At 63.5% G+C, this 16,435-nt stretch carries 15 protein-coding genes and 1 pseudogene; 7 read left to right on the top strand and 9 right to left on the bottom strand.

Annotation, left to right across the window (positions count from 1 at the left end; genetic code table 11):
- Positions 1–5: 5 nt before the first annotated feature.
- Entirely contained in the window at positions 6–110 is a 105-nt protein-coding gene (gene mftA / locus B4383_RS03050) for a mycofactocin precursor MftA (protein WP_030096679.1), read from the bottom strand.
- 103 nt (positions 111–213) lie between these two features.
- Here mftA and mftR point away from each other — a divergent pair, with 103 nt between their 5' ends.
- Positions 214–810: a mycofactocin system transcriptional regulator gene (mftR, locus tag B4383_RS03045; protein ID WP_078288410.1), complete on the top strand. Its 597-nt coding sequence runs from the start codon at positions 214–216 to the stop codon at positions 808–810.
- 6 nt (positions 811–816) lie between these two features.
- Here mftR and B4383_RS03040 read toward each other — a convergent pair whose 3' ends face one another.
- The gene (locus B4383_RS03040; protein WP_078288411.1) at positions 817–2,022 is read right to left on the bottom strand and encodes an FAD-dependent oxidoreductase; all 1,206 of its coding nucleotides are present in this window, start codon (positions 2,020–2,022) and stop codon (positions 817–819) included.
- Between the two features lie 56 nt (positions 2,023–2,078).
- On the bottom strand, positions 2,079–2,531 hold the full coding sequence (locus B4383_RS03035; protein WP_030096676.1) for an Lrp/AsnC family transcriptional regulator: 453 nt from the start codon (positions 2,529–2,531) through the stop codon (positions 2,079–2,081).
- A gap of 135 nt (positions 2,532–2,666) precedes the next feature.
- Between B4383_RS03035 and ddaH the strand changes: the two genes are divergently transcribed.
- Genes ddaH through B4383_RS03015 form a run of 4 tightly spaced genes read left to right on the top strand, consistent with a single transcriptional unit; the run spans position 2,667 to position 7,200 of the window.
- Positions 2,667–3,524, top strand: a complete 858-nt coding sequence (gene ddaH / locus B4383_RS03030; protein ID WP_078288412.1) for a dimethylargininase — start codon at positions 2,667–2,669, stop codon at positions 3,522–3,524.
- 23 nt (positions 3,525–3,547) lie between these two features.
- Positions 3,548–4,768 (top strand): ornithine--oxo-acid transaminase, encoded by a 1,221-nt coding sequence (gene rocD / locus B4383_RS03025; RefSeq protein ID WP_078288750.1) that lies wholly within the window; start codon positions 3,548–3,550, stop codon positions 4,766–4,768.
- A gap of 25 nt (positions 4,769–4,793) precedes the next feature.
- Positions 4,794–6,269 (top strand): amino acid permease, encoded by a 1,476-nt coding sequence (locus B4383_RS03020; protein ID WP_078288413.1) that lies wholly within the window; start codon positions 4,794–4,796, stop codon positions 6,267–6,269.
- A gap of 49 nt (positions 6,270–6,318) precedes the next feature.
- On the top strand, positions 6,319–7,200 hold the full coding sequence (locus B4383_RS03015) for a universal stress protein (RefSeq protein ID WP_078288414.1): 882 nt from the start codon (positions 6,319–6,321) through the stop codon (positions 7,198–7,200).
- On the opposite strand, the gene B4383_RS03010 is transcribed toward B4383_RS03015, so the two are convergent.
- Both B4383_RS03010 and B4383_RS03005 read right to left on the bottom strand, forming a co-directional pair.
- Positions 7,197–8,030 (bottom strand): mycofactocin-coupled SDR family oxidoreductase, encoded by an 834-nt coding sequence (locus B4383_RS03010; RefSeq protein WP_078288417.1) that lies wholly within the window; start codon positions 8,028–8,030, stop codon positions 7,197–7,199. The two genes, B4383_RS03015 and B4383_RS03010, sit on opposite strands and share 4 nt — an antisense overlap.
- A 91-nt stretch (positions 8,031–8,121) precedes the next feature.
- Complete coding sequence (locus tag B4383_RS03005; RefSeq protein WP_139360517.1) at positions 8,122–8,922, bottom strand: hypothetical protein; 801 nt, start codon at positions 8,920–8,922, stop codon at positions 8,122–8,124.
- A gap of 114 nt (positions 8,923–9,036) precedes the next feature.
- On the opposite strand from B4383_RS03005, the pseudogene B4383_RS27365 reads away from it, so the two are divergent.
- Both B4383_RS27365 and B4383_RS02995 read left to right on the top strand, forming a co-directional pair.
- Positions 9,037–10,415: pseudogene (locus B4383_RS27365) on the top strand (oxygenase MpaB family protein).
- Positions 10,416–10,513: 98 nt separating this feature from the next.
- Complete coding sequence (locus B4383_RS02995; RefSeq protein WP_078288752.1) at positions 10,514–11,863, top strand: oxygenase MpaB family protein; 1,350 nt, start codon at positions 10,514–10,516, stop codon at positions 11,861–11,863.
- A 134-nt stretch (positions 11,864–11,997) separates the two neighbouring features.
- On the opposite strand, the gene tuf is transcribed toward B4383_RS02995, so the two are convergent.
- From tuf to rpsL, 4 genes are all read right to left on the bottom strand, one after another.
- Positions 11,998–13,191, bottom strand: coding sequence for an elongation factor Tu (gene tuf / locus B4383_RS02990; protein WP_078288431.1), 1,194 nt, complete (start codon positions 13,189–13,191; stop codon positions 11,998–12,000).
- Positions 13,192–13,301: 110 nt separating this feature from the next.
- On the bottom strand, positions 13,302–15,407 hold the full coding sequence (fusA, locus tag B4383_RS02985; RefSeq protein ID WP_078288441.1) for an elongation factor G: 2,106 nt from the start codon (positions 15,405–15,407) through the stop codon (positions 13,302–13,304).
- 77 nt (positions 15,408–15,484) lie between these two features.
- Positions 15,485–15,955, bottom strand: a complete 471-nt coding sequence (gene rpsG, locus B4383_RS02980) for a 30S ribosomal protein S7 (RefSeq protein WP_070938491.1) — start codon at positions 15,953–15,955, stop codon at positions 15,485–15,487.
- Positions 15,955–16,329, bottom strand: a complete 375-nt coding sequence (gene rpsL, locus B4383_RS02975) for a 30S ribosomal protein S12 (protein WP_003929602.1) — start codon at positions 16,327–16,329, stop codon at positions 15,955–15,957. The genes rpsG and rpsL overlap by 1 nt, the downstream gene beginning before the upstream one ends.
- Positions 16,330–16,435: the final 106 nt, after the last annotated feature.

Raw genomic sequence — 16,435 nt, 5'->3', positions numbered from 1 at the left:
GCGTCTCAGTAGACGCCGCACATCCCGTCGATCGATACCTCTTCGACCAGCGATTCCTGCACCAGCTCGGTGTCGGTGGTCTGTCCGGCGACAGTGGTGGGCTCGGCCATCTGTTCACTCCCTTGTGAGTCTGGACTGTGGCAACGATCACGATAATAATGGCATCGAGTGCAGAAAGGGAAGAGGGTGGCAGGAAATGGCGGAGTTCTCGGCATGAATGCGCAGCCGGCGCGCGTAGGACGACGCCCTTCCACAACCCGGGACGAGATCACCGCGATTGCCATGGCGCTGTTCACGCAGCGCAGTTTCGACGACGTCAGCGTCGACGACATCGCCGCGGCCGCCGGCATCGCTCGGCGCACGGTGTTTCGGTACTACAGCTCCAAGAACGCAATCGTGTGGGGCGACTTCGATTCTCACTTGGAGGTGATGCGTGCGCTGCTGGACGAGACTCCGGACACGGTGGATACCAGCACCGCGCTGCGCCAGGCGCTGTTGACATTCAACGACTTTCCGGTAGACGAAGCCCCGCGACACCGTATGCGGATGAGATTGATTCTGGAGATCCCGGCACTACAGGCGTATTCGATGCTGATGTACACCGGCTGGCGTGATGTCATCGCGCAGTTCGTGGCCAGGCGCAGCGGCGCCGATCCCACCGCCCTCTTGCCGCAGACCGTTGGCTGGACACTGCTCGGCGTGGCACTCGCCGCCTACGAACAATGGCTCGCCGATGAATCTTCGGCGCTTACCGCGCTACTCGGCAAGGGCTTCGACGCCGCCGAGGCGGGGTTGCGAGCCCTCCGCTAAATCTCGCTACTCCAGTACCTCGGCGATGGGCGTCCCCGCCGCGATCTTGGCCCGCATCTTCATCACCGGACCGGCCATCCCGCAGCCGACGACTCCGGTCAGCACGCCATCGCGCTCGAGGTAGGCCAGGAACTTGCGACCGTCATCGGAGACGAGATGCACGGTATCCGAGCCTCCCAGATGACCGAGCGACTGAATCTTCACGTCGTACTGATCACTCCAAAAGTACGGCACGGCAGCGGCACTGGCCGAAGGCTCCTGCCCAAGCAACGCCGGTACAAGCGCACGAACCTGCTCGGCGACATTGCTCCAGTGCTCCACACGGCCGGGAAGCCCGGCGGCATCTGCCCATGCGGCAACATCACCCAGCGCCCAGACATGCGGGGTGCCGGTGCGGCCGACGGCATCGCACACCACGCCGTTGTCCACCTCGACGCCGGAACCGTCCAGCCAGTCCGTCGCGGGCCGGCTCCCAATCCCCAGCACGACGAGATCGGCGTCCAGCCTCGTGCCATCCGACAGCGTGACGGACCGGACTCGCCCCTCGCCTTCCACGGCGTCCACTCCAACACCCACGCGAACATCGACACCCTCGTTGCGGTGCAGACGGGCGACCAGGTCACCGAGCTGCTGACCGATCGCAGCCAGCAGCGGTGCTGGTTGCGGTTCAACCAGCACCACATCAACCCCGTTGGCCCGCAATGTGGATGCGACCTCGCAGCCGATGAATCCGGCTCCCACAATCACCGCGCGCCGCGCATTCGCGGCGTCTCCCCGCAAGGCGAAGCTATCGTCGGCGGTCCGCAGGACGTGGATGCCGTCCAGGTCGGGGAATGCGGAAATACGCCGGGGAACGAGGCCAGTCGCGATGATGACCTCCCCGTACTGCACCGTACTTCCGTCATCCAGAGCGACCGTGCGCGCAGCGGGGTCCAATGCCACTACCCTTGCACCGAGTCGCAGCTCAATCTGCTTCTCGTCATAGAACTCCCGCGGCTTGAGCACAACCGCGTCGATGGTCTTCTCCGCGTCACGCAGCACATCCTTGGACAGCGGCGGACGATCGTAGGGCAGATGAGTCTCGCTACTCACAATGGTGATCGGTCCGGTGAACTCCGCGCGGCGCAGCTGCTCGGCGGTTCGCACCGCACCCAGCCCACCACCGATGATCAGGACACCCTGCTCTGCGTCGCTCCCAGTCGCATCACTCACGGTCTACTTCATACACGACTGGACATGCGCGGTGTCAGGCCTATCGCCCGAGCCTCCTACCCCTGGACCTGCGCTCGGTCCACCAGGTTGGAGAGCACCACAATGCTCTCGGTGCGGTCGATGTCCCCACTGGCACGGATCCGTTCCAGCGCGCGCTCGAGGTGCTGAATATCGCGAGCCAGCACGCGCAACATAGCGTCGGAGGTGCCGGTCACCGTCGCGGCGCTCACCACCTCGGGAATATCGATCCACGCCCGCCGCAGGGCTTCCGGGGTGATGGTGCCCTGGCAGTAGACCTGAACGTAGGCCTCGGTGTTCCATCCGACGGCAGCGCGATCCACCACGGTGGTGAAGCCCTTGATCACCCCCGTCGCGACCAGGCGATCGACACGACGCTTGACGGCGGGTGCCGACAGGTTCACCTCCTCGCCGATCTCGGCGAACGTCGCTCGAGCATTACGCATCAACAGCGTCACGATCCGCTCATCGGTGGCATCGAGCTCGGCCATTCGCGATCCTCCTCCGGCGATCCCAGCCATTCCTGCAACAGAATGCCAAATTGACCACCTAGACGCAATGGATCGCACTCCACCAGACAACGTATGAAGATTGATTGCAGTAAATACCTCTCGTACGCTCACCACATGACCGTTGTGCACGAGGGTGGACACCCGGCCGGCTCCCCTATCCAGTATTCAGACAGAACACCGACGACACGTCACTACGTGATGGTGCCGCCGACGTATTACACCGTCGAATACGCGATCAATCCCTGGATGGACATATCGAATCCCGTCGACCCGACGCTCGCGGTCGCGCAGTGGGATGCGTTGCGCGCCACCTACGAACGTCTCGGGCATACGGTGGACATCCTGCCCCCGGTGGCCGGTCTACCGGACATGGTCTACGCGGCTAACGGTGGAATCGTGTTGCGGGGCAAGGCTGTTGTCGCGCGATTCACGCACGCGGAGCGCGTGGGTGAATCTGCCCCACATGCCGAATGGATGCGAGTGCGTGGACTGCACCCCATGCACTCGCGCTACACCAACGAGGGGCAGGGCGACTTTCTACTGGCGGGCGAGACCATGCTGGCGGGCACGGGATTTCGCACCGATGTCAGATCGCACGTCGAGGTGGCACGGATGCTCGAGATTCCTGTCGTCACACTGGAGCTCGTCGACCCGCGCTTCTATCACCTGGATACGGCGCTGGCCGTGCTGGATCCGCAGACCGTGGCGTACTACCCGCAGGCGTTCAGTGAGGCCTCACAAGCCAGGCTGCGGTTCCTGTACCCCAATGCGATCATCGCCAGCTCGGAGGATGCCTCCGCCCTCGGAATGAACGCCGTCTCCGACGGTCGCCACGTCATGCTGCCCGCCGCGGCTACCGGATTCGCCGAACAGCTCCGTGCCGCTGGGTTCGAACCGGTCGGCATCGACCTTTCCGAACTACTCAAGGGTGGCGGATCGGTGAAATGCTGCACACTGGAGCTGCACTCGTGACCACCACGGAACAGGCTCCCGGCATGTCACCCGATTCCTACAAGAGTTCTGAATACATCGAGTTGGCCGAACAGTACGGCGCGCACAACTATGCGCCGTTACCGGTCGTCGCTCACCGCGCCGAGGGCGCCTGGATCGAGGATGTGGACGGCAAGCGGTATCTGGATTGCCTGGCCGCCTACTCGGCGGTGAACTTCGGCCACGGGAACCCCGAGATCCTCGCGGCCGCGCACGCACAGCTCGACACGGTGACCCTGGTCAGCCGGGCGTTTCATTCCGATCGTCTCGGCAGGTTCTGCCGAGATCTCGCCCGCCTCTGCGGCAAGGGCATGGTGCTACCGATGAACACCGGGGCCGAGGCTGTGGAGAGTGGCATCAAGGTCGCACGCAAGTGGGGCACCGATGTCAAGGGAGTGCCCGCGGGACAAGCCAATATCGTGGTGGCACACAACAATTTCCACGGTCGAACCATCAGCATCGTGAGCTTCTCCTCCGACGAGACGGCGCGCGGCGGGTTCGGCCCGTTCACTCCCGGTTTCCGCGTGGTCCCGTTCGGCGATATCGACGCCCTGGAACGGGCAAGCGACGCCAACACCGTCGCAGTCCTGCTCGAGCCCATTCAGGGTGAAGCCGGCATCGTCATCCCGCCCGACGATTACCTCCCCGCGGTCCGCGCAATGTGCACCGAGAACAATGTTCTGTTCATCGCCGACGAGATCCAGGCAGGGCTCGCGCGCACCGGCAGGATGTTTGCATGCGACCACTGGAACGTGGTCCCGGATGTGTACCTGCTGGGCAAGGCACTCGGCGGCGGCGTGGTCCCGGTCTCGGCCGTGGTCGCCGATACCGATGTGCTCGGCGTGCTGCATCCGGGCGAGCACGGTTCCACCTTCGGCGGCAATCCCTTGGCCGCGGCCATCGGATCTACCGTCGTGGCAATCCTGGAGCGCGGTGAGTTCCAGCGCCGCGCAGCCGTTCTGGGCGGGCACCTGCGAAGGCGCCTCGACGCCCTGATCGGCCATGGCGTCACCGAGGTGCGTTCGCTCGGGCTGTGGGCCGGGGTCGACATCGATCCGAATGTGGCAACCGGAAGACAAATCAGTCTGCGCATGGCAGAGTGTGGCGTCTTAGTGAAGGACACGCATGGCGCGACTCTCCGGTTTGCACCACCCCTTGTCATCACCGAGGACGAAATCGATTGGGCGATAGACCAGTTCGCCGATGCGCTGGCCAATAGCCGATAGATTTCGCCTGGTCACAGGAGGCACTATGGCACCCTCGTCACCCAGTCTTGCCCAGCAGCTGCTGCGCCGCCGTCCCACGTCCGGGGCGCCCACCGCGCACGGCGCCGGCGGGCATCTGAGGCAGTCGATGGGAACATTCCAACTGACCATGATCGGCGTCGGCGCCACGGTGGGCACCGGCATCTTCTTCATCTTGGCCGAATCCGTGCCCAAGGCGGGCCCCGCGGTGATGGTCTCGTTCCTGGTCTCCGGTCTCGCCGCGGGGCTTGCCGCGCTCTGTTACGCCGAGTTGGCCTCCGCGGTACCGGTATCGGGCTCCTCGTTCTCCTACGCGTACACCACCTTGGGCGAGCTGGCCGCGATGGTGGTGGCCGCCTGCCTGCTGCTGGAGTACGGCGTGTCAGCGGCCGCGGTAGCGGTGGGCTGGAGCCAGTATCTCGACAAGCTTTTGGTCAACATCTTCGGAACACATCTGCCCCACGCGATCAGCGCCGCCCCGTGGGATAACGCCGATCCGGGGATGCCGCACGCCTGGCTCAACCTGCCCGCGGTGGTCCTCATCGTCATGTGCGCAATCCTTCTCATCCGCGGGACGAGTGAGTCGGCACTGGTGAACACGGTCATGGTGCTGCTCAAACTTGCCGTGCTGACGGTGTTCGCGATCATCGCGTTCACCGCGTTTCAGGCGGGCAACTTCGCCGACTTCGCGCCGTTCGGCGTCAGTGGCATCGGCGCCGCGGCGGGGACGATCTTCTTCACCTATGTCGGTTTGGACACCGTGTCCACCGCGGGCGAGGAAGTGAAGGACCCGCAGCGGACCATGCCACGCGCGCTCATCGCCGCACTCCTGATCGTCACCGCCTTTTACCTCGTGGTTGCCCTTGCCGCGTTGGGCGCGCAGCCGTGGAAGGAGTTCGAGGGACAGTCGGCGGGCCTGGCCCTGATTCTGGATAAGGTCACCGGAAGCACCTCTGCCAGTACCTTCCTCGCGCTGGGCGCGGTTATTTCGATCTTCTCGATCACACTGGTGTCGATGTACGGTCAGACCCGCATTCTGTTCGCCATCGGCCGCGACGGCCTGCTGCCCTCGGTCTTCGCACAGGTCAACCCCCGCACGCTCACGCCGGTGAACAACACGATCATCGTCGCGATCGTCGTGGGCCTCATGGCCGCCTTCGTCCCCTTGAACAGCCTCGCGAACATGGTGTCGATCGGCACACTCACGGCGTTCATCGTGGTTTCGATTGGCGTCATCATTCTGCGGGTGCGGGAACCCGATCTGCCGCGCGCCTTCCGTGTTCCCGGCTACCCGGTCACACCCGTCCTGTCCGTCATCGCCTGCGGCTACATTCTGTTCAGCCTGCCCTGGATCACCTGGATCGCGTTCGGATCCTGGGTTGTCGTGGTGCTGGCCTTCTACCTGCTGTGGGGCCGACACCACAGCGCGCTGAACAACTCACCAAGCGACCCAGCCGAATTGATTGAGGAGCCGGTGCGATGAGGCCCCCACGAGTGGGTCGTACCCTCAGCTTGCGGGAAGAGCGTCAGATATGACCGTCGTCGTCGGATATCTCTCAGGCAAGGGCGGTAAGGGCGCACTGCACCTGGCTGTCGAATCTGCCCGCGTCCTGGAAACCTCGCTGACTGTCACCACGGTGGTGCCCAAGCCCTGGACCACTCTGTCGAAAGCCAAGATCGACGCCGAGTACGCCCAATGGGCACAGAAGCTATCCGAAGATTCGAAGTCCGAAGCCGCCGCATATCTCGAAAAGATCAGCGCTGGAATAGATGTCACGTTCCACAACGTGGCGCATCGCTCAGTGTCCGGCGGGCTGCTGGAAGCCGTCGAGGCATGTGACGCGGACGTGCTCGTCGTTGGCTCTGCCTCGGAGGGAAGCCTCGGGCAGGTGGTTCTGGGCTCCACCGGTGACCGGCTGTTGCACTCCTCCCCCGTCCCGCTGGCCATCAGCCCCCGCGGCTATCGCGGCTCGAAGGCAGGCACGGTCAGCCGGGTCACCTGCGGGTACCCCGGCACCGAGGATGCGGTCGACGTTGTGCAACAAGCGGTTCGACTGACCGAGCGTCTGCACGCACCATTGCGCGTGGTCACCTTCGCGGTGCGCGGCCGCACGATGCTGACCGCCGGTGTTGGCCCCGAGGCCGAAGACGCGGTGCTCGCCAGCTGGGTCACCCAGTCCGAGGACGCTCTGGCCGCGCTGCGCCACGAGGGGATCCTCGAATCCGACGTGGAGCTGAAGGTCGTCACCGGCGACAGCTGGGATGACGCGCTGGACAACGCCGAATGGCTCGACGGCGAGCTACTAGTGCTCGGCAGCCGCCCACACAGCACCGTCGCCCGCGTCTTCCTGGGCTCACGCGCAACCAAGATCGTCAGGCACAGCCCGGTCCCCGTCGTCGTGATGCCGGGCTAATATGTCAGGTGCCCCTTGTCCACTGGCACCTGCGCGCCGGCCAGCGTGCCCGACGCATCGCCCGCCAGCCACAGCACCACATCGGAGATCTCGTCCGGCTCGAGCATCTTGGTGGGTGACAACGGCATTGGAGCAATGCTCGGTAGGTAGTTGGGGTGCTCGGCCAGCAGCTTCATCATCGCGTCGCCGGTGATCATCGGGGTGGTCACCCCATACGGATGGATCGAGTTGACCCGGATCCCGTATTCGGCGAGTTCGATCGTCAATGACTTGGTGAGTCCGGTCAGGCCGAATTTCGAGGCAACGTAGGCGCCGTTACCCGGGGTGCCCTTGAGCCCGGATACCGAGCTCACGATCACGATCGAACCACCGTTGCCGGCCGTGATCATCGTCGGCACAACGGCTTTCACTGTCTTCCAGGTACCGGTGAGGTTGGTATCGATGATGTCTTCCCATTGCTGGTCGGGCATCTCCCACAACCGGCCCCAGCTGAGCACCCCCGCGTTGGCGATCAGGATGTCGATGTGCCCGAACTGGGCGACAGCCTCCTCGACCACGCTCTGCAGCGCCGCACCGTTGCGGACATCTGCCTGCTCGGCGATGATCTTGCGCCCGGCGGCCTCGACGAGCCGCGCGGTCTCCTTGAGGTCTTCGGGGGTGGCGGCGTCATACCCCGCATACTCCGACACGGCGGCACAGGCGTCGATCGCGACAATGTCCGCGCCGGCCTGCGCCAGCCGCACCGCATGCTGGCGTCCCTGGCCACGAGCCGCACCGGTTACGAAGGCCACTTTTCCGGACAAGGTCTGATGGGCCGGCTGATCCGCCATGTCTGCTCCTTTGCAATCGACACCAGGCTAGCAGCCGTTCTAGAACGTGTTCCAGATTGAGGACCGCTCAGCGGGCACGAAAGAAGCGGGCCTATAGGTCGCCGAGGATCTCCGCACGTTTGGTGTTGTACTCCGCCTCCGATACCAGTGATGCGAGCTTCAACCGATCGAGCTCGGCAAGTCGCTCGGCCACCGAGCCCGTAGGCGCAGGGGCGGCAGAGGGTGCCCGCTCGGCCCCCTCCGTCTTGCGCAGGATTGCATCGATCTGTTGGCGGACAACTGGATTGGAGCGGATATCCACCACGCCGTCGGTGCCTATGCCATTGGCCTTGAGAACCTTCATGATCTCGAAGAGCGGGCCGGCCTGCCCAGTGAGGTCATACTCGCGACCTTGCAACGAGCTGGTGAACTTGGCCGGCACCTGACCGTTGAGCAAAGCACTACGCTGCCAGTCGATCTGAAACTGCTCAGTGCCTGGCGCGACGAGCACGACGAGCTTGCCGCGCGAGAGAGCCGACACCTGCAGTACCGACACCCGCGTCCTCGTCTCCGCACGGAACGGACTGATCCCGTCTCCGTGTATCTGCAGCGTCAGCTTGATCACCGGCTGATCATTGACGCTCATCCCGGTCTCGTTGGCCGCCACCACGTCGGCAAGCGCCAGAATGCCGTTGGCCTCCAACAGCTTGCGCGCCTCATCAGTCCTGGCGAATAGCAATGTCAACACGAATGCCAACACCACGATCCCGATAGTGACCCCAACGCCGCTGTACAGCATCCAAGTCGTCGCGGGTTCGTCGATCACGTAGTACATCACGATGAATATCGGCCCGACGATCCCGCAGAGCAGTGAGAAGGCCAGGATTTTCAGAAAGCGTGCGACCACGTTCATGGCGCTCATCATCCTCCACCTACGCGACATCTTGTGCGGGATCTGACCAGGCCCTAAATATTGGCAATAGATGTTGTCAACGATGTCGACATCGCCGGACAGGAGGCGCTCGTCATGCCCAAGCTCACCGCCGCCGATCGCTTGTCAGCGCGTGATCCCCACCCGCACGACTACTACCACCGGCCAGACATGGATCTACGTCCAATCCCCGAGGGCAAGAACGAATTCGGCTGGATCCGGCGCCACTGCCGGCACTACTTGTTCGACCCCTGGTTCGAGGTCGAAGACGACGTCACCCCGACGCCGCTCACTCGCTTGTTCGGTGACCACATGTGGCAGGGCGACGAGCTGATGGATGCCGTGGTGACCTTGTTCGACCGGATGGGCTCCTCACAGGCCCGCGCATTGTTCGAACAGGCCATCACCGAAGGTATCGATTCCCTGGATGACCCGCCGGACGAACTGCGTGCACTTCTGGAGGACGTGTATCGGGTTCCAGAATGGCAGGACCCCGCCAAAGCGGAGCGGGGAAGAGTTCGCCTGAACCAGATGGGCGCACCCACTGTGCTTCTGACGACCTCGTTCGGGGTCTTCGACACCGTCATGAACTCCGACGTGTCGGCACCACCCGTGCCTCCGGCCGGTTCCGGGACCAAGGCCAACAACGACTCCTTGAGACGCGCTTTTTCGCGGCTCTGCGCGACCGCGACGCCATACGACCGGGATCGCCTCAGATACAGATAACGCTACGCCTGCGCCTCGTACATTCGTTGGCCCGCAAGGGGCTTCGCGCCGCATGGGGAACAGAGAACTTCTCCGACTATGGCGTACCCATCTCCAACTCTTCGATGTGCGGATTCATCGAAGCCGAATCACTGAGGCAGATGCTCATTGAGCATCGATTCGGCCGGCCCTGCACCCTCGAAGAGGTGGATGACGCCTGGCATTACATGACACGATGGGCACTGCTTTTCGGCATTAGCGAGGAGCTGTGCCCCAAGACCGGAACCGACGCCATGCGCAATCTCGACTACCTGCTGGCGGGCTCCGGCGATGCCTCGCGCTGGCGCGTTGAACTCGTCGAGGTCCTCTCGGCTCTCCCCTCGGCGGTTATTGCCCCGCTCCCATAGCGCGCCTGCCCACGTTGCTCAGCGACCTGATGTTCGTGGCGGGCATTGGCGCGCCGGCCTGGGTCCTCATGGGGCCCCAGGGCTATGGACGAATTCGTACGCGGCACACGCTATGAACGGCTCCCCCGACAACTCCCCGGTTTGGCGCTGCAGGCCGCGATGTCGGTGACCGCGCGAGCGGCGGCGATCCGCGACAGAATGCCCGGCACACGATTGGCACGCAGGATTGTCTACGGGACCCTGCTCCGCAACCCCAGCGCGGTGCTCAATCCAGCGTTCGGCATTCTCGAGAAGCTCAACAGGGTCAGCGCCACGTACACGATGCACGACACCAACACCGCCGGGCACGCCTTCGCGCGGTAGGTCGCAACGTCAGCACTTGTAAGCCTTCGCCATGCGACCTAGTATTGACAATGCACGTTGTCAATGATGTCGACGTCAACATCTCAGGAGGCGCCCGGATGCCCAACCTCACTATGGTCGACAAACCACCGCCAGGCGATCCGCACCCGTACGACTACTACTTCCGCCCGGGAATGGATCTACGTCCAATTCCCGAGGGTAAGAACGAATTCGGCTGGATCTGGCGCCACTGCCGGCACTACTTGTTCGACCCCTGGTTCGATGTCGAGGACGAAGTAACCCCCACACCGGCGACCCGCCTGTTCGACGATCACATGTGGCAGGGCGACGAGCCGATGGACGCCGTGGTGCAGCTGTTCCAGGAGCTCGGCTCCGCACAGGCCCGGGAACTGTTCGAACAGGCCGTCGAGCACGGCATCGACAGCCTGGACGATCCTCCCGAGGCACTGCGGGCATTGTTCGCGGACGCCTACCGCGTGCCGCAGTGGTGGGACCCGGCCAAGGCGGAACGAGGCCGGCTGCGGGCTCGCCAGGTGACCACCGCTACCACCGCGGTCATGGCGACCTTCGCGGTGTTCGACACCGTCATGAACTCGGATGTATCGGCTGCCACCGGAGCCACCGGCCGGTTCCGCTATCAGAGCGCCCAACGGCTGGCCGAGACAAATCGGTTCTTCTCCATGATCTTCGACCGCGACGGGTTGGTACCCGGCTCCGATCAGATCAAGCTGACCATGCGGGTTCGATTGGTGCACTCGCTCGCCCGACGGGGTCTGCGGAGCGCCTGGGGCGAAGACAACTTCGCCCAATACGGTGCCCCCATCTCCAACGCGTCCATGTGCGGGTTCATCGAGGCCATGCTCGGGGCGCTCCTCGTCGACTATCGACTCGGAAGATCTTGCACACTCAGGGAAATCGACGATGTGTGGCACTACTTACTGCGCTGGGCGCTGATGTTCGGCGTCACCGAAGACCTGCTGCCGCGCACGGGCATCGACGCCATGCGCAATCTCGACTACCTACTGGCCCGTTCCGGAGATGCCTCACGCTGGCGCGTCGAGCTGATCGAAGCACTGGCCACGGGCATGTCCGGCGCACGTACCGGACCCGTCCGGCGCCTCTTCGCTGAAGTGCTCGCCGGACCTGGCTCCATGCTGATGGGTCCCGCGGCGATGGATGAATTCTTCGAGGGCACAACATTTGACGGCATCAACCATCGTCTCTCGGGCTGGCTGTTCAGCAGGGCAGCCACGGTCAATGCCAACGCGTCCGCGGTTCTCGATCGGCTCCCCGGAATCGGCCTAGTGCGTCACCGGCTGGATGCCTTCAACCCCAATCCCAGTGCGGTGAACAATCTCTTGTCCGAGTTGATCGAGAAACGCGCCAAGGTGGCGTCGACGTACACGATGCACGATAACAACACCTCCGGGCACGCCTTCGCCCGCTGACCAGTTCCCCCGAGTGGGAATCTCACGAGGTAAATCGGACCAAAACCCTCGCCATATTCCCACTCGGCGAGGAGGAGATACGAAAACGGCGCCCACCCGTGAAGGGTGAGCGCCGTTTTCTTGGCGTCTTTAGATCACTTGTGGATCTTGGTCACGCGACCGGCGCCGACGGTACGGCCACCTTCACGGATCGCGAAACGCAGACCCTCGTCCATGGCCACCGGCTGGATCAGCTTGACGGAGATGTCGGTGTTGTCACCGGGCATCACCATCTCGGTGCCCTCGGGCAGTGTCACCACGCCGGTCACGTCCGTGGTACGGAAGTAGAACTGCGGGCGGTAGTTGTTGAAGAACGGCGTGTGGCGGCCGCCTTCGTCCTTGGACAGGATGTAGACGCTGCCGTCGAACTCGGTGTGCGGGGTGGTGGTGCCGGGCTTGACCACAACCTGGCCACGCTCGACGTCCTCACGCTTCACACCACGGACCAGCAGACCAACGTTGTCGCCGGCCTGGCCCTGATCGAGCAGCTTGCGGAACATCTCGACACCGGTGACCGTGGTCTTGGTGACGGTGTCCTTGATGCCGACGATCTCGACGTCCTCATTCACGTTGATCACACCACGCTCGACGCGACCGGTCACCACGGTGCCACGACCGGTGATGGTGAACACGTCCTCAACGGGCATCAGGAACGGCTTGTCGGTCTCGCGAACCGGGTCCGGGATCGACTCGTCAACAGCGTCCATCAGATCGCCAACGGTCTTGGCCCACTCGGCGTCGCCCTCGAGCGCCTTGAGCGCGGAGACGCGAACCACGGGAGCGTTGTCACCGTCGAAGTCCTGGCTGCTCAGCAGCTCCCGGACCTCCAGCTCGACGAGCTCGAGCAGTTCCTCGTCATCCACCATGTCGGACTTGTTCAGCGCGACGAGGATGTAGGGCACACCCACCTGACGGGCGAGCAGCACGTGCTCACGCGTCTGCGGCATCGGGCCGTCGGTCGCGGCGACTACCAGGATCGCACCGTCCATCTGGGCGGCACCGGTGATCATGTTCTTGATGTAGTCAGCGTGGCCGGGGGCGTCGACGTGCGCGTAGTGACGCTTCTCGGTCTGGTACTCCACGTGAGAGATGTTGATCGTGATACCACGAGCCTTCTCTTCGGGAGCGTTGTCGATCTGGTCGAAGGCAGATGCTTCGTTCAGAGTGGGGTACTTGTCGTGCAGCACCTTGGTGATTGCCGCAGTGAGAGTGGTCTTGCCGTGGTCAACGTGACCGATGGTCCCGATGTTGACGTGCGGCTTCGTCCGCTCGAACTTCGCCTTCGCCACTGTTGTGTCCTCCTGGACTTTCTGTTGTCTCTGAGACTTTCTCAGAGACAAGGGTTTTCATTTGCCTAGCGGACTCACTCGCGCAAGTCCGAATGGGTCGTGAGCTTTCGCTACTCCCCAGTCGCCTTCGCGATGATCTCCTTCGACACGTTCGCCGGAACTTCGGCGTACGAGTCGAACACCATGGAGTAGTTAGCCCGGCCCTGGGTCTTCGACCGAAGGTCGCCGACGTAGCCGAACATCTCCGACAGCGGAACCTGTGCCTTGACGACACGTGCACCGCTGCGCTCCTCCATAGCCTGGATCTGGCCACGGCGGGAGTTCAGGTCGCCGATCACGTCACCCATGTAGTCCTCGGGGGTGGTGACCTCGACAGCCATGATGGGCTCCAGGATGACCGGCTGTGCTTGCCCGGCAGCCTTTTTGAATGCCTGGGAGCCCGCGATCTTGAAGGCCATTTCCGACGAGTCGACGTCGTGGTACGCGCCGTCGAGCAGCGTGACCTTGACGTTCACCAGCGGATAGCCGGCCAGGATGCCGTACTGCATGGCGTCCTGGGCACCGGCATCCACCGACGGGATGTACTCGCGCGGGACACGGCCACCGGTGACCTTGTTCGCGAACTCGTAGGTGGCGCCGTCCTCGGCATCCACCAGCGGTTCGACGGAGATGATCACCTTGGCGAACTGGCCCGAGCCACCCGTCTGCTTCTTGTGGGTGAACTCGACCTTCTCCACCGCACGGCGGATGGTCTCGCGGTAGGCCACCTGCGGCTTACCGACATTCGCCTCGACCTTGAATTCGCGGCGCATGCGGTCCACCAGGATATCCAGGTGTAGCTCGCCCATGCCACCGATGATGGTCTGGCCGGTCTCGTCGTCCTGCTTGACCTTGAAGGTCGGGTCTTCCTCGGCGAGCTTCTGGATCGCGGTGCCCAGCTTTTCCTGGTCGCTCTTGGTCTTGGGCTCGATGGCCACCTGGATCACCGGATCCGGGAAGGTCATGGACTCCAGCACGATCTGGTTGCTCGGGTCGCAGAGGGTGTCACCGGTAGTGGTGTCCTTGAGACCGATCGCGGCGTAGATGTGGCCGGCACTCGCCGAGTCCACCGGGTTCTCCTTGTTGGAGTGCATCTGGAACAGCTTGCCCAGACGCTCCTTCTTGCCCTTGGTGGAGTTGACCACCTGGGTGCCGGAATCGACCTTGCCCGAGTACACCCGGATATAGATCAGCTTGCCGAAGAACGGGTGGGTCGCGACCTTGAACGCCAGCGCGCTAAACGGCTCGTCAGTGTTGGGCTCACGCGTGATGAGCTCGTCCTCTTTGCCGGGCACGTGGCCGGTGGTGGCACCCACGTCCAGCGGCGACGGCAGGTAGTCGATGACGGCGTCAAGCATGGGCTGCACGCCCTTGTTCTTGAACGCGCTACCGCACAGCACCGGGTAGGCCTCGGACGTGATGACGAGCTTGCGAATCGCGCCCTTGATCTCGTCAATGGTCAGCTCTTCGCCACCAAAATACTTCTCCAGCAGCGCCTCATCGGTTTCGGCGACGGCTTCGAGCAGAGCCGCGCGGTACTCGGCTGCCTTGTCGGCCAGCTCCGCGGGGATCTCGACAACCTCGTACTGCTCGCCCATCTTGGTCTCGCCGCGCCACACCTTGGCGTTCATCTCGACCAGGTCGATGATGCCCTCGAAGTCGTTCTCGGCACCGATCGGCAGCTGAATGGGCAGCGCGCGCGCACCGAGGCGATCCTCGATGGTCTTCACCGTGTAGTAGAAGTCGGCGCCCAGCTTGTCCATCTTGTTGACGAAACAGATACGCGGCACGTCGTAGCGGTCGGCCTGACGCCACACCTGCTCGGACTGCGGCTCCACGCCCTCTTTGCCATCGAAAACGGCCACCGCACCGTCGAGCACACGCAGGTTGCGCTCCACCTCGACGGTGAAGTCGACGTGTCCTGGGGTGTCGATGATGTTGAGCTGGTTTTCTTTCCAGTAAGCGGTCGTCGCGGCGGACGTGATGGTGATGCCGCGCTCCTGCTCCTGCTCCATCCAGTCCATGGTGGCTGCGCCGTCGTGGACCTCACCGATCTTGTACGTGATACCGGTGTAGAAGAGGATGCGCTCGGTCGTGGTGGTCTTGCCGGCATCGATGTGGGCCATGATGCCGAAGTTGCGGACCTTGTTCAGGTCGGTCAGCACTTCCTGTGCCACAGAAGTTTCCGCTCTTTCGCTTCGAATTGGGGATGGACGAACTGGGCGGGCCTCGCCGTGCGGTGAGGCCCGTCAGATCACCAGCGGTAGTGCGCGAACGCCCGGTTGGCCTCGGCCATCTTGTGAACATCCTCGCGACGCTTCACCGAGGCACCCAGGCCATTGCTGGCATCCAGGATCTCGTTCGCCAGACGCTCAATCATGGTCTTTTCGCGACGTGCCCGCGAGAAGCTCACCAACCAGCGCAGGGCCAGGGTGGTGGAGCGATCGGGGCGGACCTCGACCGGCACCTGGTAGGTGGCGCCACCGACACGGCGGCTGCGCACCTCAAGGGCAGGCTTGACGTTGTCCATGGCGCGCTTGAGGGTGACAACCGGATCGGTGCCAGTCTTATCGCGCGCCTGCTCCAGTGCGCCGTACACGATGCGCTCGGCGATGGACTTCTTGCCATCGAGCAGCACCTTGTTGACCAGCTGGGTCACCAGCTGCGAGCTGTAAACCGGGTCGTTGACCAGGGGGCGCGACGGCGCGGGTCCCTTGCGTGGCATTAGCTCTTCTCCTTCTTGGCGCCGTAGCGGCTGCGAGCCTGCTTGCGGTTCTTGACTCCCTGGGTGTCCAGCGAGCCGCGGATGATCTTGTAGCGCACACCGGGGAGGTCCTTCACACGACCACCGCGCACGAGCACCATCGAGTGCTCCTGCAGGTTGTGACCCTCACCCGGGATGTAGGCGGTGACCTCCACCGCGCTGGTCAGCCGCACACGGGCCACCTTCCGCAGCGCCGAGTTCGGCTTCTTCGGGGTGGTGGTGTAGACGCGGGTGCAGACGCCACGGCGCTGCGGACTGCCCTTAAGGGCCGCAGTCTTCACCTTGGCGATCTTGTCCCGGCGACCCTTACGGACCAGCTGGTTGATGGTTGGCATGTACCGGCTTTCTGTTTCTCTCTAGCTACTTCTAACTACGTACGTGGGGCTCTAGCGTCGCGAGCCCGTCAAAAGGCCCTGTTGTCCTGCAGTTCTCGCCCGTATC

Source organism: Mycobacterium sp. D16R24, assembly GCF_002013385.1.
In the GTDB taxonomy this organism is placed as follows: Bacteria; Actinomycetota; Actinomycetes; order Mycobacteriales; family Mycobacteriaceae; genus Mycobacterium.
The sequence above is the reverse complement of the archived record's forward strand: the minus strand, read 5'-3'. Positions and strand labels throughout refer to the sequence as shown.

Coding starts and splice junctions, on each gene's coding strand:
- mftA (WP_030096679.1), bottom strand. CDS start 110: ATGGCCGAGCCCACCACTGTCGCCGGACAGACCACCGACACCGAGCTG.
- mftR (WP_078288410.1), top strand. CDS start 214: ATGAATGCGCAGCCGGCGCGCGTAGGACGACGCCCTTCCACAACCCGG.
- B4383_RS03035 (WP_030096676.1), bottom strand. CDS start 2,531: ATGGCCGAGCTCGATGCCACCGATGAGCGGATCGTGACGCTGTTGATG.
- ddaH (WP_078288412.1), top strand. CDS start 2,667: ATGACCGTTGTGCACGAGGGTGGACACCCGGCCGGCTCCCCTATCCAG.
- rocD (WP_078288750.1), top strand. CDS start 3,548: ATGTCACCCGATTCCTACAAGAGTTCTGAATACATCGAGTTGGCCGAA.
- B4383_RS03020 (WP_078288413.1), top strand. CDS start 4,794: ATGGCACCCTCGTCACCCAGTCTTGCCCAGCAGCTGCTGCGCCGCCGT.
- B4383_RS03015 (WP_078288414.1), top strand. CDS start 6,319: ATGACCGTCGTCGTCGGATATCTCTCAGGCAAGGGCGGTAAGGGCGCA.
- B4383_RS03010 (WP_078288417.1), bottom strand. CDS start 8,030: ATGGCGGATCAGCCGGCCCATCAGACCTTGTCCGGAAAAGTGGCCTTC.
- B4383_RS03005 (WP_139360517.1), bottom strand. CDS start 8,922: ATGAACGTGGTCGCACGCTTTCTGAAAATCCTGGCCTTCTCACTGCTC.
- B4383_RS02995 (WP_078288752.1), top strand. CDS start 10,514: ATGCCCAACCTCACTATGGTCGACAAACCACCGCCAGGCGATCCGCAC.
- rpsG (WP_070938491.1), bottom strand. CDS start 15,955: ATGCCACGCAAGGGACCCGCGCCGTCGCGCCCCCTGGTCAACGACCCG.
- rpsL (WP_003929602.1), bottom strand. CDS start 16,329: ATGCCAACCATCAACCAGCTGGTCCGTAAGGGTCGCCGGGACAAGATC.